Origin of the sequence: Streptomyces sp. CA-250714 (genome assembly GCF_050936705.1) — a bacterium.
Taxonomy (GTDB): domain Bacteria; phylum Actinomycetota; class Actinomycetes; order Streptomycetales; family Streptomycetaceae; genus Streptomyces.
Window position 1 is genome coordinate 1,886,666 of the sequence record NZ_JBNJMI010000002.1, and the last position, 24,247, is coordinate 1,910,912.

The 24,247-nt window shown below is 71.7% G+C and carries 19 protein-coding genes; 4 read left to right on the top strand and 15 right to left on the bottom strand.

All coding sequences use genetic code 11. The features are described from left to right. Nucleotides 1–33 precede the first annotated feature (33 nt). The 13 genes from ACQEU8_RS27375 to rsmH form a co-directional block, all read right to left on the bottom strand. Nucleotides 34–732, bottom strand: a complete 699-nt coding sequence (locus tag ACQEU8_RS27375) for a YggS family pyridoxal phosphate-dependent enzyme (RefSeq protein ID WP_433108746.1) — start codon at nucleotides 730–732, stop codon at nucleotides 34–36. Between the two features lie 177 nt (nucleotides 733–909). Continuing rightward, on the bottom strand, nucleotides 910–1,641 hold the full coding sequence (pgeF, locus tag ACQEU8_RS27380; RefSeq protein WP_433105658.1) for a peptidoglycan editing factor PgeF: 732 nt from the start codon (nucleotides 1,639–1,641) through the stop codon (nucleotides 910–912). Further along, nucleotides 1,638–2,882 (bottom strand): cell division protein FtsZ, encoded by a 1,245-nt coding sequence (ftsZ, locus tag ACQEU8_RS27385; protein ID WP_433105660.1) that lies wholly within the window; start codon nucleotides 2,880–2,882, stop codon nucleotides 1,638–1,640. Before ftsZ ends, pgeF begins: the two co-directional genes overlap by 4 nt. Before the next feature lie 382 nt (nucleotides 2,883–3,264). Continuing rightward, a complete protein-coding gene (locus ACQEU8_RS27390) occupies nucleotides 3,265–4,155 on the bottom strand; it encodes a cell division protein FtsQ/DivIB (protein ID WP_433105662.1) in 891 nt (296 codons plus the stop codon). Between the two features lie 102 nt (nucleotides 4,156–4,257). Beyond that, nucleotides 4,258–5,352: an undecaprenyldiphospho-muramoylpentapeptide beta-N-acetylglucosaminyltransferase gene (gene murG, locus ACQEU8_RS27395; RefSeq protein ID WP_433105664.1), complete on the bottom strand. Its 1,095-nt coding sequence runs from the start codon at nucleotides 5,350–5,352 to the stop codon at nucleotides 4,258–4,260. Between the two features lie 6 nt (nucleotides 5,353–5,358). After that, complete coding sequence (gene ftsW / locus ACQEU8_RS27400; protein WP_433105666.1) at nucleotides 5,359–6,756, bottom strand: putative lipid II flippase FtsW; 1,398 nt, start codon at nucleotides 6,754–6,756, stop codon at nucleotides 5,359–5,361. Nucleotides 6,757–6,804: 48 nt separating this feature from the next. Next, nucleotides 6,805–8,241 (bottom strand): UDP-N-acetylmuramoyl-L-alanine--D-glutamate ligase, encoded by a 1,437-nt coding sequence (murD, locus tag ACQEU8_RS27405; protein ID WP_433108748.1) that lies wholly within the window; start codon nucleotides 8,239–8,241, stop codon nucleotides 6,805–6,807. Nucleotides 8,242–8,336: 95 nt separating this feature from the next. After that, on the bottom strand, nucleotides 8,337–9,401 hold the full coding sequence (gene mraY / locus ACQEU8_RS27410) for a phospho-N-acetylmuramoyl-pentapeptide-transferase (protein WP_433108750.1): 1,065 nt from the start codon (nucleotides 9,399–9,401) through the stop codon (nucleotides 8,337–8,339). Between the two features lie 2 nt (nucleotides 9,402–9,403). Further along, nucleotides 9,404–10,837, bottom strand: coding sequence for a UDP-N-acetylmuramoyl-tripeptide--D-alanyl-D-alanine ligase (locus ACQEU8_RS27415; protein WP_433105668.1), 1,434 nt, complete (start codon nucleotides 10,835–10,837; stop codon nucleotides 9,404–9,406). Next, nucleotides 10,834–12,702 (bottom strand): Mur ligase family protein, encoded by a 1,869-nt coding sequence (locus tag ACQEU8_RS27420; RefSeq protein ID WP_433105670.1) that lies wholly within the window; start codon nucleotides 12,700–12,702, stop codon nucleotides 10,834–10,836. Before ACQEU8_RS27420 ends, ACQEU8_RS27415 begins: the two co-directional genes overlap by 4 nt. A gap of 12 nt (nucleotides 12,703–12,714) precedes the next feature. After that, nucleotides 12,715–14,805 (bottom strand): peptidoglycan D,D-transpeptidase FtsI family protein, encoded by a 2,091-nt coding sequence (locus tag ACQEU8_RS27425; RefSeq protein ID WP_433105672.1) that lies wholly within the window; start codon nucleotides 14,803–14,805, stop codon nucleotides 12,715–12,717. Then, a complete protein-coding gene (locus ACQEU8_RS27430) occupies nucleotides 14,802–15,182 on the bottom strand; it encodes a septum formation initiator family protein (protein WP_433105674.1) in 381 nt (126 codons plus the stop codon). The genes ACQEU8_RS27425 and ACQEU8_RS27430 overlap by 4 nt, the downstream gene beginning before the upstream one ends. Nucleotides 15,183–15,207: 25 nt before the next feature. Beyond that, nucleotides 15,208–16,134: a 16S rRNA (cytosine(1402)-N(4))-methyltransferase RsmH gene (gene rsmH / locus ACQEU8_RS27435; RefSeq protein WP_433108752.1), complete on the bottom strand. Its 927-nt coding sequence runs from the start codon at nucleotides 16,132–16,134 to the stop codon at nucleotides 15,208–15,210. Nucleotides 16,135–16,595: 461 nt separating this feature from the next. On the opposite strand from rsmH, the gene ACQEU8_RS27440 reads away from it, so the two are divergent. The 4 genes from ACQEU8_RS27440 to ACQEU8_RS27455 all read left to right on the top strand — a co-directional run bounded on the left by ACQEU8_RS27440 (nucleotide 16,596) and on the right by ACQEU8_RS27455 (nucleotide 22,251). Further along, nucleotides 16,596–17,123, top strand: a complete 528-nt coding sequence (locus tag ACQEU8_RS27440) for a beta-class carbonic anhydrase (RefSeq protein WP_433105676.1) — start codon at nucleotides 16,596–16,598, stop codon at nucleotides 17,121–17,123. 189 nt (nucleotides 17,124–17,312) lie between these two features. Next, a complete protein-coding gene (locus tag ACQEU8_RS27445) occupies nucleotides 17,313–18,419 on the top strand; it encodes an AAA family ATPase (protein WP_433105678.1) in 1,107 nt (368 codons plus the stop codon). Continuing rightward, nucleotides 18,419–19,861, top strand: coding sequence for a DUF58 domain-containing protein (locus tag ACQEU8_RS27450; protein WP_433105680.1), 1,443 nt, complete (start codon nucleotides 18,419–18,421; stop codon nucleotides 19,859–19,861). The genes ACQEU8_RS27445 and ACQEU8_RS27450 overlap by 1 nt, the downstream gene beginning before the upstream one ends. Beyond that, nucleotides 19,858–22,251, top strand: coding sequence for a transglutaminase TgpA family protein (locus ACQEU8_RS27455; RefSeq protein ID WP_433105682.1), 2,394 nt, complete (start codon nucleotides 19,858–19,860; stop codon nucleotides 22,249–22,251). Before ACQEU8_RS27450 ends, ACQEU8_RS27455 begins: the two co-directional genes overlap by 4 nt. A 311-nt stretch (nucleotides 22,252–22,562) precedes the next feature. On the opposite strand, the gene ACQEU8_RS27460 is transcribed toward ACQEU8_RS27455, so the two are convergent. Next, nucleotides 22,563–22,979, bottom strand: coding sequence for a DUF3040 domain-containing protein (locus ACQEU8_RS27460; RefSeq protein ID WP_433105684.1), 417 nt, complete (start codon nucleotides 22,977–22,979; stop codon nucleotides 22,563–22,565). A gap of 307 nt (nucleotides 22,980–23,286) precedes the next feature. Beyond that, entirely contained in the window at nucleotides 23,287–24,063 is a 777-nt protein-coding gene (locus tag ACQEU8_RS27465; protein WP_433105686.1) for a methyltransferase, read from the bottom strand. Between the last annotated feature and the right edge of the window lie 184 nt (nucleotides 24,064–24,247).

The following is a 24,247-nucleotide window of genomic DNA, read 5'->3' on the forward strand; positions in this document are numbered from 1 at the left end:
ATATTCTGCTGTGGCCCAACTCGCTTCGCGACGTTACCGGAGCCGGGGTCGGTCTCCGAGTACCGCGCTGCCGACGCGCACATGTGTCGCACCGGCAAGCACTGCCTCTTCGAGATCCGAACTCATTCCCGCCGACACCATCGTCGCAGCAGGATGCGCCGCTCGCAGGGCGGTTGAGATTTCCAACAACTGGTCGAAAGCCGCCCTCGGCCGCCCGGCCAGCGGTCCGGTCAGCGGTGCGACAGTCATCACTCCGTCGAGCCGCAGACCTTGGGCGGCCGCCACCGTCTCCGCGACATCCGTCACACCGTCGGGCGCGACACCGCCGCGCTCCCCCACCGAGCCTGACTCGGCGTCAAAGGCGACCTGGATGAGACACCCGATCTCGTGTTCCACGCGCACGGCGGCGTTCGAGAGCGCGGTCACGAGCCGGGCGCGGTCCACGGAGTGGACGAGACCGGCATAACCGGCAACCGACCGCGCTTTGTTGGTCTGCAACTGGCCGACGAAGTGCCAGGTGAGCGAGGTGTCCGCACAGGCTGCCGCCTTCGGCGCCGCCTCCTGGTCGCGGTTCTCGGCGACGTTCCGCACCCCCAGCTCGGCCAGCAGCCGGACATCGCTCGCGGGGTAGGTCTTGGTCACGACGATGAGAGTGACTTCCTCGCGCTTACGCCCCGCCGCGAAACAAGCGCCTGCGATGCGCTCCTCCACCCGGGCGAGGTTGGCGGCCAGCTCCGCCCTGCGCGCCGCCTCAGGGGATTCTGGCGGCTCCTGGGACCCGGCGGGGGCCTCGAACCGCCCAGAAGCCGCAGAGGCCGCAGCGGCGGACTCAGTGGGCACAGAGGACTCACCGGACACAGGGGACTCGGAAGACCCAGGGGGCTCAGGAGACATCTCTGCGGTCACTTCTCAGCTCGCCTCGATCCAGACATAACTCGCAAGCCTCCCCGTCGTCTTGTCCCGGCGGTACGAGAAATGATCAGCGGACTCCAGCGTGCATACGGAGGACTGTTCGCACCGGGTGACTCCCGCCCGGGCGAGCTGCGCCCGCACCCCGGCGGCCATGTCGACGGCGGGGGTCCCCTGCCGGGTGGTCGCGTACGCCTCGGGAACGGCCGCCGCGACCTCGGCACGCATCTCGTCGGGCACCTCGTAGCACCGGCCACAAACGGCGGGACCGGTGCGTGCGACCATGCGCTCCGGCTGTGCGCCGAGCTCGGTCATCGCCTCGACCGTCGCACTCACCACGCCCGCCAGCAGGCCGGGCCGCCCGGCGTGCGCCGCGCCCGCGACTCCCGCAACCGGGTCGGCGAGCAGCACCGGCGTGCAGTCGGCGGTGAGCACCGCCAGCGCGAGCCCCCGGCGCGCCGTCACCACCCCGTCGACGGGCGGCGCGTCAGCGCCGAACGGGCGGTCCACGACGGCGACGTCACGTCCGTGCACCTGATGCATCCAGACCACCTCGTCGGGCGACAGTCCGAGCACCCGAGCGGCGCGCTCCCGGTTGGTCAGTACCGCCTCGGGGTCATCACCGACCGCGCCGCCGAGGTTGAGCTCCTCATACGGAGCGGCGCTCACCCCACCCCACCTGTCGGTGAAAGCGAAGTGCGCGCCGCTGACCGTCTCTTGCGCAGCTATCACTTCAGGAAGTCCGGCACATCCAGCTCTTCCGCCTGACTGTCGTGGTACGGGCGGGCCGGCGGCACCTGCGGGGTGGGGGCCGCGGGCGGCGGCACCTCGCTCACCGGCGCGGGCTCCGGGCGGGGCGGGGTGTCCTCCTCGCGGGGCGGGGCGACAGCGCCGAGACCGCTGAACGAGGGCCGCTCGGGCTCCGGGTCAGGGGAGGAGGACGGCTCGTCCTTGTACGAAGGCGGAGCCGGGGAAGCGGCGGACGACGACTGGCCGAGCGCCTTCTCGCCCTTCTTGGAGGGCGGCTGGCCGCCGTCGAACCCGGCGGCGATGACGGTGACCCGGACCTCGTCGCCGAGCGCGTCGTCGATGACCGCTCCGAAGATGATGTTCGCCTCGGGGTGCGCCGCCTCGCTCACCAACTGGGCGGCCTCGTTGATCTCGAACAGACCGAGATCCGAGCCACCGGAGATGGACAGCAGCACTCCCCGCGCCCCGTCGATGGACGCTTCAAGCAGCGGCGAGGAGATGGCCATCTCGGCGGCTGCCACCGCACGGTCGTCGCCGCGGGCCGAGCCGATGCCCATCAGCGCCGACCCCGCCTCGGACATCACCGACTTGACGTCCGCGAAGTCGAGGTTGATGAGGCCCGGCGTGGTGATGAGGTCGGTGATGCCCTGAACACCGGAGAGCAGCACCTGGTCCGCCGACTTGAAGGCGTCCAGCACGCTGACCTGACGGTCCGAGATGGACAGCAGCCGGTCGTTCGGAATGACGATCAGGGTGTCGACCTCGTCGCGCAGCCCCGCGATGCCGTCCTCGGCCTGGTTGGCACGGCGGCGGCCCTCGAAGGTGAAGGGACGGGTGACGACACCGATGGTGAGGGCGCCGAGCGAGCGGGCGATGTTCGCCACGACGGGCGCGCCGCCGGTGCCGGTGCCACCGCCCTCGCCCGCGGTCACGAAGACCATGTCGGCCCCCTTGAGGACCTCCTCGATCTCCTCGCGGTGGTCCTCGGCGGCCTTGCGGCCGACGTCCGGGTTGGCTCCGGCGCCGAGGCCGCGAGTCAGCTCGCGGCCCACATCGAGCTTGACGTCGGCGTCGCTCATCAACAGGGCTTGCGCGTCAGTGTTGATCGCGATGAACTCGACGCCCTTGAGACCGACCTCGATCATCCGGTTGATGGCGTTCACGCCACCGCCGCCAATACCGACGACCTTGATGACTGCGAGGTAGTTCTGCGGTGCTGCCACGTCGAAGGCCTCTCGCCTCGAGTTACGTATCCCTGTGGGGCGGTTCGAACGCCGACCCGAACCCTAAGTGTGAAGTTTAGGGTTACCAGTGCCTGTCTTACTTGGACTCTTCGCAACGGACACTAAGTCGACAAGTGCTGGGTGTTCAACGAACACGCCGAACCTCCCGTTTTTCTTTTCACCCTATGTGATCAGACCGAGCAGTAGCCATCCAGGGTGCTCACCAGCAGCAATGCCCGTCAACTGGGACGGGTTGCTCCCGGTGAGGACATCAGCCTGATCATGTGGGGCAGCCCGGGTCAACTGACGCGGCCACGGAACGGTGGAGTCCAGTCGTTCGCCGAACCCGGCTGGGCGTACACGGGCTTTGTGGGCGAGGCGGCTAACTGTCCGATGCGGCTGGGGCGCTGGGAGCTGTGACGTCGAAGTGCTCGGCGTCCTTGGCGGCTTTCATCAGGGCCGTCAGCGCCTTGGTCTTCGCCGGGCCGCGCTCCGGGCTTCCCCACCGGACCGTGCGACCGCCCGTCAGATGCAGAGTGATGTCGTCGTAGGAACGGACCCTTACGGTGCGGACGGCGCGGTGGACGGAATCGGGCAGCGCGCCTGTGACCCGGGCCGCCGCACGGCGTAGCCGCGCCGCTGAGAAGTACCGCTCGGCTTCCGGTTCCTTCGGTTCCACTACGAGATGCGGAACGCCTTTCGGCGGCTTGCCGACTGTGGCGAATCGCACCCCTTCGGAGTCCACTTCCACGTATTTGCCGGCGCTCTCCATGGCGAGTTCGGGCCGTCTTTCGGTGACGGTGAGCGTGACGCCGTGCGGCCACGACCGTTCGGCCTTGACCTCGCGCACGCGGGGCAGCGCCTGACGTACGCGCTGCTGTACGGCCGCCTTGTCGACGGTGATGAGCGGCGCGCCGCTGGGGACGGCCGCCGCGCGGGAGACCGCGGAGTCGCTCAGTGCCCTGGTGCCGGTGACGGAGACCCTCTCGACACGCAGCCACGGCGAGCCGTACAGCAGCCAGCTGCCGAAGCCGCCCAGCGGAACGGCGAGAACGAGCAGCAGGAGGAGGACGCGCCGCCATCGCAGGCGCGTCCTCAACCCTCCCGGGCGCGGCCGGTCCTCGGGGTCGCGGTTGCCCGAACGTGCGCCGGAGCGGGCGGCGGCACCGGGGTTGCCCCGCCCGCTCCGGTCGGCGGTCCGGCTCCGCGAGCGCGTGCCGTCGGCCCCGCCGGACGCCTCCGGCGCCGTCGACTCTCTGGACGCCTTGGACATCTTGGACGCTTTCGGCGCCTTGGTCGCCCTGACGGCTTTGGCAGCTCGGACCACAAGGACCACCCTGCTTTCTGTGAGCCGCCGCTTCCGCGCCGCGCCGTATCAGCCCTGGCGGCGCGCGGCGATCGCCTCGTACACCATGCCGACAAGCAGTTCATCGGCGTCCGGACGGCCGAACTCGGCTGCCGCGCGCGACATGGCGGTGAGCCGCTGCGGGTCGGCGAGGACCGGGAGCACATTGCTCTGGATCCACTCCGGCGTCAGCTCCGCGTCGTCGACGAGGAGTCCACCGCCCGCCTTGACGACCGGCTGGGCGTTGAGCCGCTGTTCGCCGTTGCCGATCGGCAGCGGGACGTAGGCGGCGGGCAGCCCGACAGCCGACAGCTCCGCTACGGTCATCGCGCCCGCGCGGCAGAGCATCATGTCGGCCGCGGCGTACGCGAGGTCCATCCGGTCCACATACGGTACCGGCACATACGGCGGCATTCCGGGCATGTGGTCCACGTGGGGGAGTTCGTTCTTGGGGCCGACCGCGTGCAGGATCTGGATGCCCGCGCGCTGGAGATGCGGAACGACCTGCTGGACGACCTCGTTGAGCCGGCGGGCGCCCTGCGAGCCGCCGGAGACCAGCAGCGTCGGCAGGTTGGGAGCCAGCCCGAACGAGGCACGCGCCTCGGGCCGTACGGCGGAGCGGTCGAGGGTGGCGATGGAGCGGCGCAGCGGAATGCCGACGTAGCGTGCGCCGCGCAGCTTGCTGTCGGGCGTGGAGACGGCGACCCCGTGCGCGTAACGGGAGCCGATCTTGTTGGCGAGCCCCGGGCGGGCGTTGGCCTCGTGCACGACGATCGGCACACCGGCGCGCTTGGCGGCCAGATAGCCGGGCAGCGCCACATAGCCGCCGAAGCCAACGACGCAGTCGGCCTTGGTGCGCTCCAGGATCTGCTCGGCGGCCTTGATGGTGCCGCGCAGCCGCCCGGGCACGGTGATCAGCTCGGGCGTGGGTTTACGCGGCAGCGGAACGGCCGGAATCAGCTCGAGTTGGTAACCACGTTCCGGCACGAGCCGCGTTTCCAGGCCGCGCTCGGTACCGAGGGCCGTGATCCCCACGGTCGGGTCCTGCCTGCGCAGGGCGTCCGCGAGGGCGAGCGCGGGCTCGATATGGCCGGCGGTCCCCCCACCGGCGAGTACGACGTGCACGCTGTTTCACCGCTCTCCGGACGGCGGCCTTCCGGCGCGCCGTCTCATCGTCTTCTCTCTCTTCCGGCCGGGGGTGCTCCGCGATCGCAGCACCCCTGCCAGCCCTCCCCGAGACGTGCGCTGCCACAGGGCGGGCTGCCGCACGGCCAGGGCAGCGCGTGCTGCCGGGTCGCTGCGCGCGAAGGCGATCAGCAGTCCGACAGCGAACATCGTCGGCAGCAGGGCGGACCCACCATAGGAGAACAGCGGGAGAGGGACACCGGCGATGGGCAGCAGACCGAGCACCGCTCCCACATTGATCACCGCCTGCGCGATGATCCACGTCGTCACTCCTCCCGCGGCATACCTGACGAAGGGTTCCTCCGTGCGTCCGGCCACGCGGATACCCGCATAGCCTAGAGCCGCGAAGAGGGCGAGTACCGACAGCGTCCCCGCCAGACCGAGTTCCTCCCCTGTCACGGCGAAGATGAAGTCGGTGTGGGGTTCGGGGAGTTGACCCCATTTTTCCACACTCGCCCCCAGTCCGGAACCGAACCATCCTCCGGAGGCCAGCGCATAGATTCCGTGCACTGCCTGCCAGCACCGGTCGTCGGGCCCGGGATCGGTGGCGCCGATGCAGCCGAGCCGCGCCATCCGGTTGGGGCTGGAGGTGACCAGCAGCGCGGCGGCTGTGAGTCCGGCCACGAGGACGCCGGTGAACAGCCGGGTCGGCGCGCCCGCCAGCCACAGCAGCCCGAACAGCACGGCGCCGAGGATGAGTGCGGTGCCCATGTCGCCGCCGAGCATGATCAGTGCGAGCAGCAGCAGGGCCACCGGGACCAGCGGAACGAGCAGATGCTTCCACTGGGTGAGCATCTTCTTGTCGCCCTTGCGCGCGAGCAGGTCGGCGCCCCACAGGACGAGGGCCAGCTTGGCGAACTCGCTGGGCTGGAGCTGGAACGGGCCGCCCAGATAGATCCAGTTCTGCTGGCCGTTCACCTCCTGCCCCACACCGGGCACCTGCACCAAGCACATCAGGAAGACGGAGACCAGCAGCAGCGGGTAGGCCAGCGCCCGGTGCAGCCGTACCGGCATCCGGGAGGCGGCCAGCAGCAGCACCGCACCCAGCGCCGCGGCCACCAACTGCTTGCGGAAGTAGTAGGTGGAGGCCAGTCCTGACTGGAGCGCCTGGATCTGCGAGGCGGAGAAGACCATGACCAGACCGAGCACGGTGATGAGCAGACTGCCGCCCAAAATCAGGTAATACGCCGTCAACGGGCGGTCCCAGGCGCGCTTGGCGCGGGCGTAGAGCCGCTGCGGCGCCGAGGTGCCCGTAGGCGTACCGGGGTGTCTCGGCGGACGCATGGGCGCGGGCTGGCTGCTCGCGCGCCGGGGCGTGGGCGGTTTGGCGGATCGCGCCGTCATTCCGTATCCCCTCCGTCTCGCCCGCGTCCTCGGCCGGCGGGGACGGGGTCAGTGCTCGCTATGGCCTTCGGCAGGCTCGCTGTGGCCTGCGCCGGTGCTGTGACCTTCGGCGGTGGCGAGGGCCCTGACCGCCTCGGCGAACGCGTCGCCGCGGGCGTTGTAGTTGACGAACATGTCCATCGAGGCGCACGCGGGGGCCAGGAGTACGGTATCGCCGGGCCGCGCCAGCGCTGTCGCCCGGCGGACGGCCTCCGCCATCGCCCCAGTGTCCGTGCGTTCGAGGTCGGCCACGGGCACATCGGGCGCGTGTCGCGCCAGCGCTTCGGCGATCAGCTGCCGGTCGGCGCCCATCAGCACGACGCCGCGCAGCCGGGGCGCGGACGCGGCGACCAGTGCGTCGAACGTCGCCCCCTTGGCCAGCCCGCCCGCGATCCACACGATGGACGGGTAGGCGGCCAGCGAGGCCTCGGCCGCGTGTGTGTTGGTGGCCTTGGAGTCGTCGACGTAGGAGACGCCGCCCACCTCGGCGACGTGGGTGATGCGGTGGGCGTCCGGGCTGAAGGCCCGCAGTCCGTCGCGTACGGCCGCGGGCGGTACGCCGAAGGCGCGGGCGAGGGCCGCCGCGGCGAGCGCGTTGGCGATGTTGTGCGGCGCTGCGGGTGTGATGTCGCCGGTCTCGGCGAGCTCCTGCGCCTGCTGCTGCCGGTCGGCGACGAAGGCCCGGTCCACCAGAACGCCTTCGACCACGCCGAGTTGGGAGGGCGCCGGGGTGCCGAGGGTGAAGCCGATGGCGCGGCAGCCCTCGACCACGTCGGCGGCCCGCACCAGGTCCTCGGTGCGGGGCACGCCGGTGTTCTCGGGGTCGTCGGCGTTGTAGACGCAGGCGATCTGGTTGCCCTCGTAGATCCGGCCCTTGGCGGCGGCGTACGCCTCCATCGAGCCGTGCCAGTCGAGGTGGTCGGGCGCGAGGTTGAGCACGGCGCCGGAGTGCGGGCGCAGGCTCGGGGCCCAGTGCAGTTGGTAGCTGGACAGCTCGACGGCCAGGACGTCGAGGTTGTCGTAGGGCTCCTGCTCCAGTACGACGTCGATGAGGGAGACGCCGATGTTGCCGACCGCTGCCGTCCGCAGCCCCGCGGCGCGCAGGATGCAGGCGAGCATCTGCACGGTGGTCGTCTTGCCGTTGGTGCCGGTGACCGCCAGCCATGGCGCGGCGTCGGGTCCGCGCATCCGCCAGGCCAGCTCCACATCGCCCCACACCGGTACGCCGGCCTCGGCCGCCGCCTGGAAGAGGGGGCTGGTGGGTTTGAAGCCGGGGGTGGTGACGATGAGGTCTGTGCCCTCGGGGAGCGTACGGTCGTCGCCGAGCCGGACGGTGACCCCGAGCGCCTCCAGTTCGGCCGCCTGGCGGCGTGGGCCCTCGCCGTCGCCGCCGTTGACGGCTGTGACGCGGGCCCCGAGCCGGTGCAGCGCCTTGGCCGCGGGCATGCCGCTGACGCCGAGCCCGGCGACGGTGACGTGCTTGCCGGACAGCTCCTCGGAGAGCTTCGTCAGGTTCGTCCGGTTCGTCGCGTCGGCGGCGTTCACTTGCTCGCCGCCCAGCCCGCGTAGAAGATGCCGACGCCGACGATGGCGCACATGCCCTGGATGATCCAGAACCGGACCACCACAAGGACTTCGGACCACCCCTTGAGTTCGAAGTGGTGCTGGAGCGGGGCCATCTTGAAGACCCGCTTCCCGGTGAGCCGGAACGAGCCGACCTGGATCACCACGGACATCGTGATCAGTACGAACAGGCCGCCGAGGATCGCCAGCAGCAGTTCGGTGCGCGAGCAGATGGCCAGCCCGGCCAGCGCGCCGCCGAGGGCGAGGGAGCCGGTGTCGCCCATGAAGATCTTCGCGGGCGAGGTGTTCCACCACAGGAAGCCGAAGCAGGCGCCCATCAGCGCGGCCGCTACGACGGCCAGGTCGAGCGGATCTCGTACTTCGTAACAGCCGGGCCCCGCGGTGGCGATATGCGCGCAGGACTCCTGGTACTCCCATACGCAGATGAACACATAGGCGCCGAAGACCATCACCGAGGCACCGGTCGCCAGACCGTCGAGGCCGTCGGTGAGGTTCACGCCGTTGGACATCGCCAGGATCATGAACAGCGCCCAGACGACGAACAGCACGGGCGGCAGGGCCCAGCCGAAGTCCTGGGTGAAGGAGAGCTTGGTGGAGGCGGGGGTGAGCTGGCGCGCGTCCTCGAAGCTGAGCGCGAGGAGGGCGAAGGCGATACCGACGATGAGCTGGCCGGCCATCTTCGCCTTGGCGCGCAGGCCCAGGCTGCGCTGTTTGACGATCTTGATGTAGTCGTCCAGGAAGCCGACCAGACCCATCCCGGCGAACAGGAAGAGCACCAGCACACCGGAGAAGGTGGGCTGCTCGCCCGTGATGAGCTTGGTCAGCACATAGGCGAGCAGCGTCGCCAGGATGAAGGCGATACCGCCCATGGTGGGGGTGCCGCGCTTGCTGTGGTGGTTCTGCGGGCCGTCGTCGCGGATGAACTGGCCGTAGCCGCGCGAGGCGAGCAGTTTGATCAGCAGAGGGGTCCCGATCAGGGACAGGAAGAGTCCGATGACCCCGGAGAAGAGGATCTGCTTCATCGTCATCGGGCGGAGCCCTCACCCTCCCTGGTCCCGTCCTCGAGGAGGGCGGCCGCCACCCTCTCCAGACCCACCGACCGGGAGGCCTTCACCAGTACGACATCCCCCGTACGCAGCTGACCGCGCAGCAGGTCGACGGCCGCCTCAGTGCCGGACACATGCACCGACTCCTCACCCCACGAACCCTCGTTCTTGGCACCCATGTCGAGCCAGGCGGCCTCCCGGCCTCCGACTGCCACGAGCTTGCTGACGTTGAGCCGGACGGCGAGCCGTCCGATCGCGTCGTGCTCGGCGAGTGCTTCGTCGCCGAGCTCGGCCATCTCGCCCAGCACCGCCCAGGTCCGGCCCCCCCGGGCCTTCGCCGCCTCCCCCATGGCGGACAGCGCACGGAGCGCGGCCCGCATGGAGTCGGGGTTGGCGTTGTAGGCGTCGTTGACGACCGTGACGCCGTCGGCGCGCTCGGTGACCTCCATCCGCCAACGGGAGAGCGTGCCGGCGGAGGAGAGCGCGTCGGCGATGTCCCCAGCGGGCATGCCCAGTTGGTGGGCGACGGCCGCCGCGGCGAGCGCGTTCGACACGTGGTGCTCACCGTACAGGCGCATGGTCACATCGCCGCACCCGGTAGGTGTGTGAAGGGTGAAAGCTGGTGTGCCGCGTTCCGACAACCTCACGTTTTCGGCCCGTACGTCCGATTCCGGGGCCTCGCCGAAGAGCAGCACCCTGGCCCGGGTACGTGCGGCCATCGCGCGGACGTACGGGTCGTCGGCGTTGAGCACCGCCACTCCCCCGTCGTCCGCCGTCGGCAGCGTCTCCACCAGTTCGCCCTTGGCCTGGGCGATCTGCTCACGCCCGCCGAACTCGCCGATGTGCGCCGTCCCGACGTTGAGGACGACACCGATCCTGGGCGGGGTCAGCTCTGTGAGGTAGCGGATGTGGCCGATGCCGCGGGCGCCCATCTCCAGCACCAGATGCCGGGTGGTCTCATCGGCACGCAGGGCGGTCAGGGGCAGGCCGATCTCGTTGTTCTGCGAGCCCTCCGGCCACACCGTGGGGCCCAGCCGCTCCAGCAGCTGGGCGATGAGGTCCTTGGTGCTGGTCTTGCCGCTGGACCCGGTCAGCGCGACGACCTCGGTGCCGAGCGTGTGCGCGGTGTGCCGGGCCAGGGCGCCCAGGGCGCGGGTGACGTCGTCGACGACGATCGCCGGGACGCCGACAGGGCGGGTGGCGAGCACGGCGACGGCACCGGAGGCGACCGCGGCGGCGGCGAAGTCGTGCCCGTCGGCACGCTCACCGGCGAACGCCGCGAAGAGCGCGCCGTGGCCCGCCTCCCGGGAGTCGATCACCACCGGCCCGGTGATCCGCGCTTCCGGGTCCGTTATGTCGTGCTGCCGTCCGCCGGTGAGGGCGGCGATCTCTGCGAGGGAGAGGGGGATCATCGGTTCTGGTTGTCTGTCCGGTGGTTCTCGGCGGGAGAGGACGAGGGGTAGGAGGGAGAGGCAGGGGACGGTGCGGCCGGTACGGCGGCCGCGGAGGAGTGCTGGGGTTGCTCGGCCGACCGGGCGCGGATGGCGTCGTGCAGGACCTGGACGTCGTCGAAGGGCCGCACCACGCCGGCGATGTCCTGGCCCTGTTCGTGGCCCTTGCCCAGCACGAGGACGGTGTCGCCGGGTTCGGCCCGGTCGACGGCGGCCCGGATGGCGGCGGCCCGGTCCTCCTCCAGAAGCACGGTGCCGCGCTCGTGGGCCGGGACCTCGGCGGCGCCGCCGAGCATGGTGGCGAGGATCGCGAGCGGATCCTCGGAGCGCGGGTTGTCCGAGGTGAGCACCGCCGTGTCGGCCAGCCGGGCCAGCGCGGCGCCCATGGCGGGGCGTTTGTGCGGGTCGCGGTCGCCGCCGCAGCCCAGGACCGCGTGCACGGCGCCGTCGGTGACCTTGCGGACGGCGTAGAGCACGGACTCGACGGCGTCGGGCTTGTGCGCGTAGTCGACGATGGCGAGGAAGTCCTGGCCCGCGTCCACCCGCTGGAGCCGGCCGGGAACGCCGGGGACGGCGCCGATGCCCTCGGCGGCGGTGTCCGGGTCGATCCCGGCGGCGACCAGCGCGGTGAGCGCGGCGAGCGCGTTGGCGACGTTGAAGGGACCGGCGATGGGAGCGCTGGCGAGCACTTCCCGGCCGTCGGGTCCCACGGCTGTGAACGTCGAGCCGAGCGGGCCGACCTCCACGTCCTCGGCCCGCCAGTCCGCGTCCGGGTGGCCCTCGGCGGAGAAGCTGGTGACGGGGAAACCTTCGTCCTTGAGCTCGCCCAGCAGCCGGAAGCCGTACTCGTCGTCGAAGTTGACCACTGCGGCCCGCGAGCGCTTCGGCGTGAACAGCTGCCGCTTGGCCTGGAAGTAGTCCTCCATGTCCGGGTGGAAGTCGAGGTGTTCGGGGCTGAGATTGTTGAACACCGCGACGTCGAAGACGCAGCCGTCGACCCGGCCGAGGACCAGCGCGTGACTGGAGACCTCCATCGTCACCGAGCTGACGCCGCGCTCGCGCATCACCGCGAACAGCGCCTGGAGATCGGTGGCCTCCGGCGTGGTGCGCTCGGATTTGATCCGCTCGTCGCCGATCCGCGACTCGACGGTGCCGATCAGTCCGGTCAGCCCGCCGCCCGCCCGTCGCCCGCCACCGCCCTTCGCAGGACACGCTGCGCGTGGCTCCCCTTGTTGGGCCACTCTGCGCAGCCCGCCATCGACCAGGTAAGCCGTCGTGGTCTTGCCGGAGGTGCCGGTGATGCCGATCTGGAGCAGGTCCTCGCCGGGGGTCCCGTAGATGGTGGCGGCCAGCTGTCCCATCCGGCCGCGCGGGTCGGGCACGGTCAGCACCGGCAGCCCGGTGGCCTCGGCGCGCCCGGTGCCGCCCGGGTCGGTCAGTACGGCGACGGCACCCAGGCTCTGCGCCTGCTCCACGAAGTCGGCCCCGTGCAGCCGGGCGCCGGGCAGCGCGGCGTAGATGTCGCCGGGGCGTACGGCGCGCGAGTCGTGGGTGATGCCGGTGACGGACACATCGGCCTCGGCTGCGTCGCCGGCGCCGGACACCGGAGCGCCGGGGTCGTCGGCATCCAGCAGTCGGGCCAGCTCCGCGAGCGGGACGGGTACGACCCGCGTGGGGCGGGGCGGCCCGGGGAAGGACTCGGGGGAGGTCTGATCAGCTTGTGGCACGGCGGTGAGCGTACCGGGCGGGACGGTCGCGCCGCGAAGCGAGGGGCTCGGCGGCGCTGATCCCTCAGGGTTGTACGCGCTGTCAGTGATCGTTCTCACGTGGTGCATGGCTCAGCCGTTCCGGCCCTTCCCCGCGAGTACGGGGATTCGCGCGGGTTTCGCCCCGGTCGGGGGGATCTGGAGGCTCTTGAGGGAGAACTTCATGACCTTCTTGTAGACGGGGCCGCACACGTCGCTGCCGAAGTAGCTGCCCTTCTTGGGGTTCTGGACAGCGCAGTAGACGGTGATACGCGGCTTGTCGGCGGGCGCGAACCCGGCGAAGGAGGCGGTGTAGCCGTGGTAGCGGCCGGTCTTCGGGTCCACCCGGTTGGCCGTACCGGTCTTCCCCGCGACGCGATAGCCGGGGATCTTCGCGGTGGTGCCGGTGCCCTCCATGTCGCCCACCACGGACTCCAGCATCCGCGACAGGGTCCTGGCGGTCTTCTCGCTCACGACCCGGCGCTTCTCGGGCGGCGCGGCGGGTTCGTAGTGCCCGTCGGGTCCGGTGGTGCCGCGTACGACCGTCGGTTCGATCCGCTCGCCGCCGTTGGCGATGGTGGAGTAGATGGAGGCCGCCTGGACGGCGTTGAGGGAGAGGCCCTGGCCGAAGGGGATCGTGTACTGCTGGGAGGCGCTCCACTTGCCGGGCTTGGACAGCAGGCCGTCGGTCTCGCCGGGGAAGCCGAGCCCGGTGGGCCGGCCGATGCCGAACTCGCGCAGATAGTGGTGGAGGACCTTGTTGGCCTGCCGCTGCGTCCTGCCGAGCTGCTCCGTGGCGAGGATGGTGCCGATGTTGCTGGACTTGGCCAGTACGCCGTTGAGGGTCAGGTGCCAGGTGGGGTGGTCGACGTCGTCGGCGAAGGCGCGGTCGGCGCGCTTGAGCCGGTTGGGAACGGTGACGGCCGTGGTGGGGGTGGCCTTGCCCTCCTCCAGCACGGCGGCCATCGACATGACCTTGCTGGTGGAGCCGGGCTCGTAGACGTCCTGGACCGCGGGGTTGCCGAAGGAGTCGACCTTCGCGCCGCGGATGTCGTTCGGGTCGAACCCGGGCGCGCTGGCCATGGCGAGCAGCTGGCCGGTCCTGGTGTCCTGGACGATGACGTAGCCACTGTCGGCGTGCGAGGTGGACACCTGGTCGGCGATGGCCCGCTGGGCCGACCACTGGATGTCCCGGTCCAGCGTGAGCTCTATGTCGGAACCCGGCTTGGCCGCCTGCTCGCGGGCGCTCACGGTGGGAACCTGGCGGCCGCCCGACTGGGCGTAGGTGATCTTTCCGTTCTCGCCCACGAGCTTGTCGTTCAGCATCGCCTCGAGCCCGGCACCGCCCTTGCCGTCGGAGTTGACGAAGCCGAGCACGTGGGCGGCCAGCTCCTTGTTCGGGTAGACGCGTTTGGCGTGCTTCTCCTGGTAGATCCCGGCCAGCACATTGGGCTTCTCGCCCTTGGGCGCCGCTGCGGACTCGGCGGCGAGCCCCGCCTTGAGTTTCTTGATCTTCCGCCAGGTCTGCGGGGTCTGCTGGCGGGCGAGCAGAACGTAGCGGGTGCCCGGCCGGGAGAGCTTTGCGGCCAGTTCCGCCCGGTCCTTGTGCAGCAGGGGCGCCAGGATCCTGGCGGCCCGCTCGGGGGCATCCTTGATCTTGGTCTGCTTGGGGCTGAACAGATACGGGTCGGCTGTGATGTCGTAGGCGTCCACCGTGCTCGCCAGCGCGGAGCCGTCCCGCGCCGTGATGGCGCCGCGCTCGGCGGCCAGCGGGACGGTGATGTAGCGGTTGACCGCGGCCTTGTCCGCGTAGGCGCTCGCGTCGATGGCCTGCACCTGGAGCAGCCGTACGGTGAAGGCCAGGATGACCAGCGTCAGCCCGACGGCGACCAGCCGCAGCCGGGGCCGCGGGTTCACCAGCCGCAGCGGAGCGGACCCGCCGCCCTGCGGAGGGCGGGCACCGCCGCCACGCCGAGCCGCCGGCGGCCGGGCGCTCTTGGACGTCGTACGGGATGTCGTACGGGACGCGGCCGGGCGGCCGGGGCGGGGCACGCGGCGCGGGTTGTCCTCCTGGCTCCGGTCGGCGGTGCGGCCCTTGCCCGGCGCCTGGGCCCGGCCCTGGTCCGGTGCCTGGCGGGGGGTCTGGCGGGCGCCGCGGCCCGGCTCGCGGGGACGCTCCGTCACGGGCCCACCTGCTCGGTGTCCTCGGTGGGCGCGCTCTCCGGTTTGCCGCGCACGGTGCCGTCCGGGTTGAGGAAGACGGGGTTGCCGCTCGGCACCAGACCCTGCTCACGGGCGCGCTCGGCCAGCTCGCCGGGGGCCGCGTAGCCGTCCACCTGCTGCTGGAGGGCCTGTTGCTGGTCCGTCAGCTCCTCGGTCTCCTTCTCCAGACGTTCCAGCTGGAAGGAGCCCTTGTTGAGCGCGGAGTTCAGCAGCAGCAGGGCCAGCAGTCCGCTGCCCAGCAGCAGGACGACCAGCAGGACGAACGGGGCGCGGGCCGCCGGGGTGTTCCCGGCGGGCATCAGTCTGGCCAGCCGCGCGATGCGCTGCTGTGCGGTCATGTCGCCTCCCTCGTGCGGCGGGCGGTCATGGCGCCTCCCTGATGCGCTGGACGGCCCGCAGTCTGGCCGGTGCGGCCCGGCGGTTCTCGGCGATCTCCTCGTCGGTGGGCAGCTCGGCGCCGCGGGTCAGCAGCCGCAGCCGGGGCTGGTACTGCTCGGGTACGACCGGCAGTCCTGGCGGGGCCGAGTTGCGGGAACCGGTGGCGAACAGCTGTTTGACCAGCCGGTCCTCCAGCGAGTGGTACGCCAGGACCACCATCCGGCCGCCCACGGCGAGCAGGTCGAGTGCGGCGGGCAGCGCCCGCTCCAGCACCGCGAGCTCCCCGTTGACCTCGATCCGCAGCGCCTGGAAGGTCCGCTTGGCCGGGTTGCCGCCGGTGCGCTTGGCGGCCTGCGGCAGGGCGTCCCGGATCACCTCGACCAGCCGGGCGCTGCGGGTGAACGGTTCCTTCGCGCGTTCCCTGACGATGGCCTCGACGATCCGGCGGGCCTGCTTCTCCTCGCCGTAGGAGCGCAGGATGCGCACCAGGTCGCCGGGCGGGTAGGTGTTGAGCACCTCGGCGGCGCTGAGCCCCTTCGTCTGGTCCATGCGCATGTCCAGCGGGGCGTCCTGCGCGTAGGCGAAGCCGCGGTCGGCCTCGTCCAGCTGGAGCGAGGAGACGCCGAGATCGAACAGCACGCCCTGGACGCGGGGGACGTCCAGCCGGGCCAGCACCTCCGGCAGTTCGTCGTAGACGGCGTGCACCAGGGTGGCGCGGTCCGCGTAGGGAGCCAGCCGCTCGCCCGCGAGCTCGAGCGCTGCGGTGTCCCGGTCCAGGCCGATGAGGCGGGCCGAGGGGAAGGTGGCCAGCAGCGCCTCGCTGTGGCCGCCGAGGCCGAGGGTGCAGTCGACGACGGTCGCGCCGGGCTCGGCGAGGGCGGGGGCGAGCAGGTCCAGGGTGCGCCGGAGCATGACCGGGCTGTGGAGTTCGCCGATGGGCCGCTCGTTGGTGGTCACTGTGCCCTCTCAGATCTGGCGGGCACCGTGCACATGCTCCTTGGTCCCCGCCCGCTCGAAGGGGAGCGGCCACCCGCGCCGAGCGGGCGCCGGAGGCCGGGAGCGGGAGGAGGCCGAGCCGCACGTGCGCGCCCGCGCACGCGAGGGGAATCGGGGTCCTTGGGGAGCGTTCGTCGCCTCCCACTTCGCGTCACTTTAGTCCACTCGTCCCCTCGGTCAACTACGGGACCAGGCGCGTCCACCTACGGGATCACGGCCATCCTGACAGCGGCTGACACCTGACGGGTGACCACGGTGTGCGCCGGACCAGGAAGGCCGCCGAGGGCCCTGTGGGTTACCTCACACCGCGGCGAGCCGCCCGTTTTCGCCACCCTCCGGACAGGCCGCCCACCCCGGAAGCGTCTAACGTCGTACACATGTCGATATCTGCGCCTCGGCCCCAGCCCGCACCGACCGTGATCGATGACCTCGTCGCAGCGAACCAGGACTACGCGCGCGAGTTCACCGACCCCGGGATGGACGCCCGCCCGGTCCGCAAGGTGGCCGTTGTCGCCTGCATGGACGCCCGCCTGGACCTGCACGCCGCGCTCGGCCTGGAGCTGGGTGACTGTCACACCATCCGCAACGCGGGCGGCGTCGTCACCGACGACATCATCCGCTCCCTCACCATCAGCCAGCGCGCGCTGGGCACCCGCTCCGTGGTGCTCATCCACCACACCGGCTGCGGACTCCTCAATCTCACCGAGGATTTCCGGCACGAGCTGGAACTGGAAGTGGGCCAGCGGCCGTCCTGGGCTGTCGAGTCCTTCAAGGACTTGGACCAGGACGTGCGTCAGTCGATCGAACGCGTACGGACCTCACCGTTCCTGCCCCACCGGGACGATGTACGCGGCTTCGTCTTCGACGTGACGACGGGCCTGCTGCGCGAGATCGCCCCGGCCTGAGCCCGGCCCGAGCCGGTCCGGCTCTTGGGGGGGGGCCGCTGCCCGGAACACCCGGGAGAGTGACGGAAGGCCCTGTCGCCGTGAAGAATACGCAACAGCGCACACAGCAGGGCCCGGTGGAGCGGACGCGGGCGCGTACGCAGCGGGCACGTATGAACGGGCAAACGGGGATGGGGCCGAGGAGGGCCGGTGACGACCTATGACGAGCGGGCGAACCTGAGCGATCTGAGCGCCACAGCGGGCGAGGTGCGCCGCTGTGTCGAGTCGGTGATCGAGGGAAAACCCGAAGTCGTCCGGCTTTCGCTGACGGTGCTGCTCGCCGAGGGGCACCTGCTGATCGAGGACGTGCCGGGCGTCGGCAAGACGATGCTCGCCAAGGCGCTGGCCAAGGCCATCGACTGCTCGGTACGCCGCATCCAGTTCACCCCCGATCTGCTGCCCTCCGACATCACCGGAGTCAGCGTCTACGACCAGCAGCGCAAGGACTTCGAGTTCAAGCCCGGAGCCGTCTTCGCGCAGATCGTGATCGGCGACGAGATCAACCGCGCCTCCCCCAAGACCCAGTCCGCGCTGCTGGAGTCCATGGAGGAGCGCCAGGTCACCATCGACGGGCAGACCTACGAACTGCCCGACCCTTTCATGGTGGTCGCCACCCAGAACCCGGTGGAGATGGAGGGCACCTACCCGCTGCCCGAGGCCCAGCGCGACCGGTTCATGGTGCGGGTGTCCATCGGATATCCGAGCCCGGCCGCCGAGCTGGAGATGCTGGACGTGCACGGCGGCGCCTCCCCGCTGGACGACCTCCAGCCGGTGGCGCACGCACACGACATCGCCAAGCTGATCGAGACCGTACGGGGCGTGCACGTATCGGACGCGGTACGGCGATACGCGGTCGAACTGGTGGCCGCCACCCGGTCGCACCCCGAGCTGCGGCTGGGCGCCTCGCCGCGCGCGACGCTGCATCTGCTGCGGGCCTCCAAGGCGTCGGCGGCACTGGCCGGGCGCGAGTTCGCGCTGCCCGACGATGTGCAGTCGCTGGCGGTACCGGTGCTGGCGCACCGTCTGCTGCCCACCGCGCAGGCGCAGTTGAACCGCCGTACGGCAGAGCAAGTGGTGGCCGAGATCCTGCAACGGGTTCCCGTACCCGCCATCGGCCCCGGCCCCTCGGCACCCGGAACGGCACCGGGCGGCCCCGGGGCGCCGGGCGCGCCGGGCGATTACGGACAGCCCCCGGCACCACCCGGACAGCACCCCCCGATGGGCCGGCCGCAGACCGGGCAGCCCCGGGGCTACTGATGGCCTACGGACCGGCCCCCAGCGCACCACCGGCCCCCGGCGCGGCGCCGCAGAGCGGTACGGGGCCGTACGGTGCGGGGCCCTACGGCGCGGGCGCGGCCGGTGGTCCCGGCAGCGCCGACGAGGACCGGGGCCGGCCGGAGCGCCGGGGTTCGCTGCGGCTGGCGTTCGGCGGGCTCACCACCCGCGGCCGCTCGTTCCTGGCGGCCGGGGTGGCGGCGGCGCTGTGCGCGTACGTACTGGGACAGGACGAACTGCTGCGCGTCGGCGTGCTGCTGGCGGTGCTGCCGCTGGTGTGCGTGCTGGTGCTGCACCGCACCCGCTACCGGGTCGCCGGCTACCGCAAGCTGTCGCCCTCCCGGGTTCCGGCCCGCTCGGAAGCGCGCGTCAAGCTGCGGATCGAGAACGTCTCGCGGCTGCCCACCGGGCTGCTGATGCTGCAGGACCGGGTCCCGTACGTGCTCGGTCCGCGCCCCCGGTTCGTCCTGGACCGGGTGGAGCCCGGCGGGCGGCGCGAGGTCTCCTACCGGGTCCGCTCCGACCTGCGCGGACGCTATCCGCTGGGCCCCCTCCAGCTGCGGCTGACGGACCCGTTCGGGATGTGCGAGCTGACGCGCTCCTTCAGTTCGTACGACACCCTCACCGTCGTACCGCCCGTCGAAGCCCTGCCGGCAGCGCGGCTGGCCGGCGAGACCAGCGGCTACGGCGAGGGGCGGCAGCGTGCCCTGGCGCTGGCCGGGGACGACGATGTGATCCCGCGCGGCTACCGGCACGGCGACGACCTGCGCCGGGTGCACTGGCGGTCGACGGCGCGCTACGGCGAGCTGATGGTGCGCCGCGAGGAACAGCCGCAGCAGGCCCGCTGCACCGTACTGCTGGACACCCGCCGTGCCGCCTTCCCCGGCGCCGGGCCCGACTCCCCCTTCGAGTGGGCGGTGGCGGCCGCCGCCTCCGTCTGTATGCATCTGCTGGAGCGGGGTTACTCCGTACGGTTGCTGACCGACACCGGGGCCGCCGCACCGGGCCCGGAGAGCGGGGGCTTCCTCTCGGACACCTCGGACACTGCGGGGCTGCTCCTGGACACCCTCGCCGTCGTCGAGCACTCGCACGAGCAGGGGCTGTCCGGCGCCTATGACGCGCTGCGCGGCGGGACGACCGGAAACGAGGGACTGCTGATCGCGTTCCTCGGGGCGCTGGACGAGGAGCAGGCGCTCACGGTCGGCCGGATGCGGCAGCGCTCCAACCGCGCCGTTGCCTTCCTCGCCGGTCCCGCCGGGCAGCAGCACGCGGGCGGCGCGCAGGCCGCGCCCGATAGCGAACAAGCCCCGCTGCGCGCCCTGCGCGAGGCCGGGTGGACAGCGCTGCCCGGCGGGCCGGGAACATCGCTGGCCACGCTGTGGCAGGAAGCCGACAGTGACAGCACCAAGGGGCTGGGACGATGAGTGGACGGGGAAGGCTCGCATGCTGCGCCGCGCTGGCGACCCTGGCCGCGTCCTGCGCGCTGCTGCCGCTGGTGGACCCGGCGACCTGGCTGCTCCAGGCCGCGCTGCTGACCGCCGTACAGACCGGAGTGGGCGCGGCAACCCGCCGGGTGCCGCTGGCCCGGCCGGTGACCGTGCTGGCACAGGCCGTCATCTCGCTGCTGCTGCTCACCGTCGTCTTCGCACGGGAGTACGCGCCGGCCGGCTTCCTGCCCAGTCCGGCGGGCCTCCAGCACTTCGGCACGCTGTTCGAGCAGGGCATCCAGGACGTGAGCAGGTACGCGATACCGGCGCCCCTCACCGACGGCATCCGGCTGATGCTGGTCGGCGGCGTCCTCGTCATCGGCCTGCTGGTGGACATGGTCGCGGTCACCTACCGCAGCGCGGCCCCCGCCGGGTTGCCGCTGCTGGCCCTGTATTCGGTGGCCGCCGGGCTCTCCCAAGGCGGTGCGCGCTGGCTGTGGTTCCTGTGCGCCGCGGGCGGCTATCTGCTGCTCCTGCTGGCGGAGGGGCGCGAGCGGCTGTCGCAGTGGGGCCGCGTCTTCGCCGACCGGGCCCGGCCGGGTGCGGCACCGCATCAGCCGGGCAGCATCGGCGGCCCCGCCCTGGCGCCGGTACGCACCGGACGGCGGATCGGCGTGCTGGCGCTGGGCCTCTCACTGGTGGTACCGGCCGCGCTGCCCTCGCTGAGCGGCGGGCTGCTGGAGGACGTGGGCTCGGGCGGTGGAGGCGGCGGCAACAAGGGCGGCGGCACGGTCTCCGCCGTCAACCCGGTCGTCGCCCTCAAGAACAGCCTCAACCAGCCGCAGAACCGCACCGCACTCACCTACTCGACGGACAGCGACGACGAGGAGCTCTATCTGCGGATCGTCGCACTCGACAAGTTCGACGGCGCCCAGTGGAAGCCTTCCGAACGGCGCATCGGCGAGATCCCGAACCCGCTGCCCACCCCACGGGGCCTGGGCCCTGACATCCGGACCCGCACGGTCAGCAGCACCATCCAGGCGAGCGACGCGTACGCACAGGACTGGCTCCCGATGCCGTACCCCGCGAGCCGGGTGCAGGTCGACGGCAAATGGCGGTTCGAGCCCGAGGGCCGCACCATCGTCGGCTACGACAAGCAGACCACCCGCGGCCTCCGCTACAGCGTCGACAGCCTCAGCGTCCAGCCCACCGCCGAGCAGCTGCGGAACGCCCCCGCGCCGCCGCCCGCGCTCCAGCGCGAGTACACCGCGGTCCCCGACTCACTGCCGTCCGTCGTACCGAAGACGGCACGCAAGGTCACCCGCGGCGCGAAGGACGACTACGACCGCGCCGTGCTGCTCCAGGACTGGTTCGCCGACAAGGGCGGGTTCAGCTACGACACCGAGGTGGAGGCCGGCACCGGCGCCAACGCCATCGCCGACTTCCTGAAGCAGAAGGAGGGCTTCTGCGTCCACTTCTCCTTCGCCATGGCATCGATGGCACGCACCCTGGGCATCCCGGCCCGGGTCGCGGTCGGCTTCACCCCGGGCACGGCGCGCGGCGACGGCAAGATGGAGGTCGGCTTCCAGGACGCGCACGCCTGGCCCGAGCTGTATTTCGAAGGGGTGGGCTGGACCCGCTTCGAGCCCACCCCCACGCGGGGCACCACCCCGCCCTACGCCCAGCCGGACTCGCCGGACACCGACGAGAACCCGGGCGAGGAGCTACCCGACCGGAGCCAGGACGACCAGCCCTCGGCAAGCCCCTCGCCGTCCGACCGGTGCTCGGCCCAGGAGAAGCGGGCCGATCCCGAGTGCGGGGCCGCGGCCCCGCTCCCCGACGCGGGGAACTCGGCGCAGGGGCCGCCCGTGGGCACCATCGCCGGTGTCGGCGCCGCAGGTGTGGCGGTGCTGGGGTTGCTGCTGCTGCCGATGCTGCTGCGGATGCGCAGACGTTCCCGGCGGCTACGGGTCCCGGGCTCGGGCCCTGGCGGTCCTGACGCGGTGCTGGCCGCCTGGCACGAGCTCCTCGACACCGGGTGGGACCACGGGATCCTGCCCGAGGACTCCGCGACCCCGCGGACGGCCGCCGCGCGGCTGGCCCGGATCGGTCAGCTACGGCCGGACGACGCCGAGGCGGTGCAACGGGTGGCGCTCGCGGTCGAGCAGGTGCTGTACGCGCCCGCCCCGGGGGCCGCCCCCGGGATCGCGGACGAGGTCCGCCGCATCCACGCCGGGCTGCGTGCCGCCGCCCCCCGCACCGTGCGGATCCGCGCCCTCCTCCTGCCCCCTTCGACGGCCCGCCTCCTGTGGGCCGCCCGCCGCCGGGCACGCGCCATGCGGGCCCGCTGGACCCGCGCGCTCACCCGCCCCCGCCTCGCGAAGTGACCGGGCGGGGCGGGGGGGGCGGTCTCCCCGGTGCGGCACGGCGAGAGTTCGACGCGGAACGACGCAGCCCGGGCGCGGAACGACGTAGCGCGGACACCGAACGACGTAGAAACGCGAAACGAAGCAGCGCGGACGCAGAACGACGTAGGGACACGGAACGACGTAGCCCGGCGGTGCCGAATCCACCTCTATCGGTGAGTTCGGCACCGCCGGGCTACGTCATGGCTGGTCACCGCTGCGGCGGACGAAGGGGCCGGGGGCGGCGGGAGCGAGAGGAGACAGGTGCGGCGTCCGCGTCGGCGCGCTCCGCGTCAGTGGTGGCCCTCGTCGCGGCGGCGCTGCCAGCGCTCCTCGATGCGGGCCATCATCGACTTGCGGCTCCGTGGCTGCTGTCGGCGACCCGATCCGGACCCCGACCCCTGCGCGGGCTGGCCGCCGGTCTGTCCCTCGCCCTGCTTGGGGGCCTTCCGCCACCCTGTCACCGCGAGGACAGCGCACCCCAGCATCACCAGGAAGCCGACGACGCTGATCCAGATCTGCTGAGCGACCATTCCGGCCATGAGGAGCGCGATACCCACCAGAAAGCCCGCAACCGCTTGGTAGACCCGCTTGCGGGTGTACCGGCGCAGCTCACTTCCCTCGAGCGCTGTCGCGAACTTGGGATCTTCGGCGTACAGCGCTCGCTCCATCTGCTCGAGCATCCGCTGCTCGTGCTCAGAGAGCGGCACGGAGTCCTCCTACTCGTCGGTCGCGGGGGCGACCGGATGCGACTCTTTCAGGATAGGCAGGGAATCGCCCCCGTGAAACCCGCCCCTCTACGCCAATTCCTCCCACCACACCCGATATACCGGACGGGGGTGCCGACGGCGTGTTCCGTTCATTCCCGCACCACCTTTCCGCCATGCCGGACGGTGTGCCTCGATCATACGGCGCGTAGCGGATGATCGGGCGGTCGTGAACAGAGCCCTCGCCGCACAACGCGAGCGCCCCTGCCGCGCGGCACGAGCGCCCCCCGCCGGACAAACGCGGGAGACGTCAGCCGACGGTGCCCATGGGCGCGCGAGGGGAAACCTCGGCCAGCACATGCAGCTGGCTGGCGACCGACTGGAAGTCGGGCAGCTCGGCGGCGGCGGCCTCCAGCCTGGCAAGCGCCTCCAGCGCGTCCGGCTCGGTGTCCACGAGCGCGCCGGGCACCAGGTCGGCGAAGACCCGTACGCCGTGTACGGAGATCACTTCGAGGCCGGTGCTGGTCACCAGCGCGGTGAGCTGCTCGGGGGTGAAGCGGCGGGGCATGGGGTCGCCCTCGCCCCAGCGTCCGCCGGGCGAGGTGAGGGCGTGCCGGGCCTCGGTGAAGTGGCCGGCGAGCGCGCGGGCCAGCACGGCTCCACCCAGCCCCGAGGCCAGCACACTGAGCGTGCCGCCGGTCTCGCGCAGCGCGGCGACGGCGTTGCCGAGGCCCTCGGCCGGGTCGTCCACGTACTCCAGGACGCCGTGGCAGAGCACCACGTCGTAGGCGCTGCGCTCGGCCACGTCGAAGAGGCCGCGCACATCGCCCTGGACGCCGCGCACCCGGTCGGCGACGTCTGCCTCGGCGGCGCGGCGCTCCAGCGCGAAGAGGGCGTCCGGGCTGGGGTCGACGACGGTGACACGGTGGCCGAGCCGGGCGACGGGCACGGCGAAGTTGCCGGTACCGCCTCCGGTGTCGAGGACCTCCAGCTCGGCGCGGTCCGCCAGTTTGGCGCGCTGGTCGAGAGCTCCCCTGAGGACGTCCCAGACCACTGCGGTCCGGAGGGTTGCGCTGGGGCGGGACATGCGGTGCTCCTCGGCTCAGGGACGGGCGGTTCCCACCTTATTGCCTCCGGCTGTGGTCGGCGGATCTTGGGCCCGTCCCTCCGTTGTTCCGGGGAGGGGGTGCCCCCGGCCGTTGCTTGCGGGGTGCGGGTCGTTGTGGTTGATCGCGCCGTTCCCCGCGCCCCTTCGGGGCGCGTTCCCCTGG

Coding starts and splice junctions, on each gene's coding strand:
- ACQEU8_RS27390 (WP_433105662.1), bottom strand. CDS start 4,155: ATGTCCAAGGCGTCCAGAGAGTCGACGGCGCCGGAGGCGTCCGGCGGG.
- ftsW (WP_433105666.1), bottom strand. CDS start 6,756: ATGACGGCGCGATCCGCCAAACCGCCCACGCCCCGGCGCGCGAGCAGC.
- murD (WP_433108748.1), bottom strand. CDS start 8,241: ATGCCCGCGGCCAAGGCGCTGCACCGGCTCGGGGCCCGCGTCACAGCC.
- mraY (WP_433108750.1), bottom strand. CDS start 9,401: ATGAAGCAGATCCTCTTCTCCGGGGTCATCGGACTCTTCCTGTCCCTG.
- ACQEU8_RS27415 (WP_433105668.1), bottom strand. CDS start 10,837: ATGATCCCCCTCTCCCTCGCAGAGATCGCCGCCCTCACCGGCGGACGG.
- ACQEU8_RS27430 (WP_433105674.1), bottom strand. CDS start 15,182: ATGACCGCACAGCAGCGCATCGCGCGGCTGGCCAGACTGATGCCCGCC.
- rsmH (WP_433108752.1), bottom strand. CDS start 16,134: ATGCTCCGGCGCACCCTGGACCTGCTCGCCCCCGCCCTCGCCGAGCCC.
- ACQEU8_RS27440 (WP_433105676.1), top strand. CDS start 16,596: ATGTCGATATCTGCGCCTCGGCCCCAGCCCGCACCGACCGTGATCGAT.
- ACQEU8_RS27450 (WP_433105680.1), top strand. CDS start 18,419: ATGGCCTACGGACCGGCCCCCAGCGCACCACCGGCCCCCGGCGCGGCG.
- ACQEU8_RS27455 (WP_433105682.1), top strand. CDS start 19,858: ATGAGTGGACGGGGAAGGCTCGCATGCTGCGCCGCGCTGGCGACCCTG.
- ACQEU8_RS27465 (WP_433105686.1), bottom strand. CDS start 24,063: ATGTCCCGCCCCAGCGCAACCCTCCGGACCGCAGTGGTCTGGGACGTC.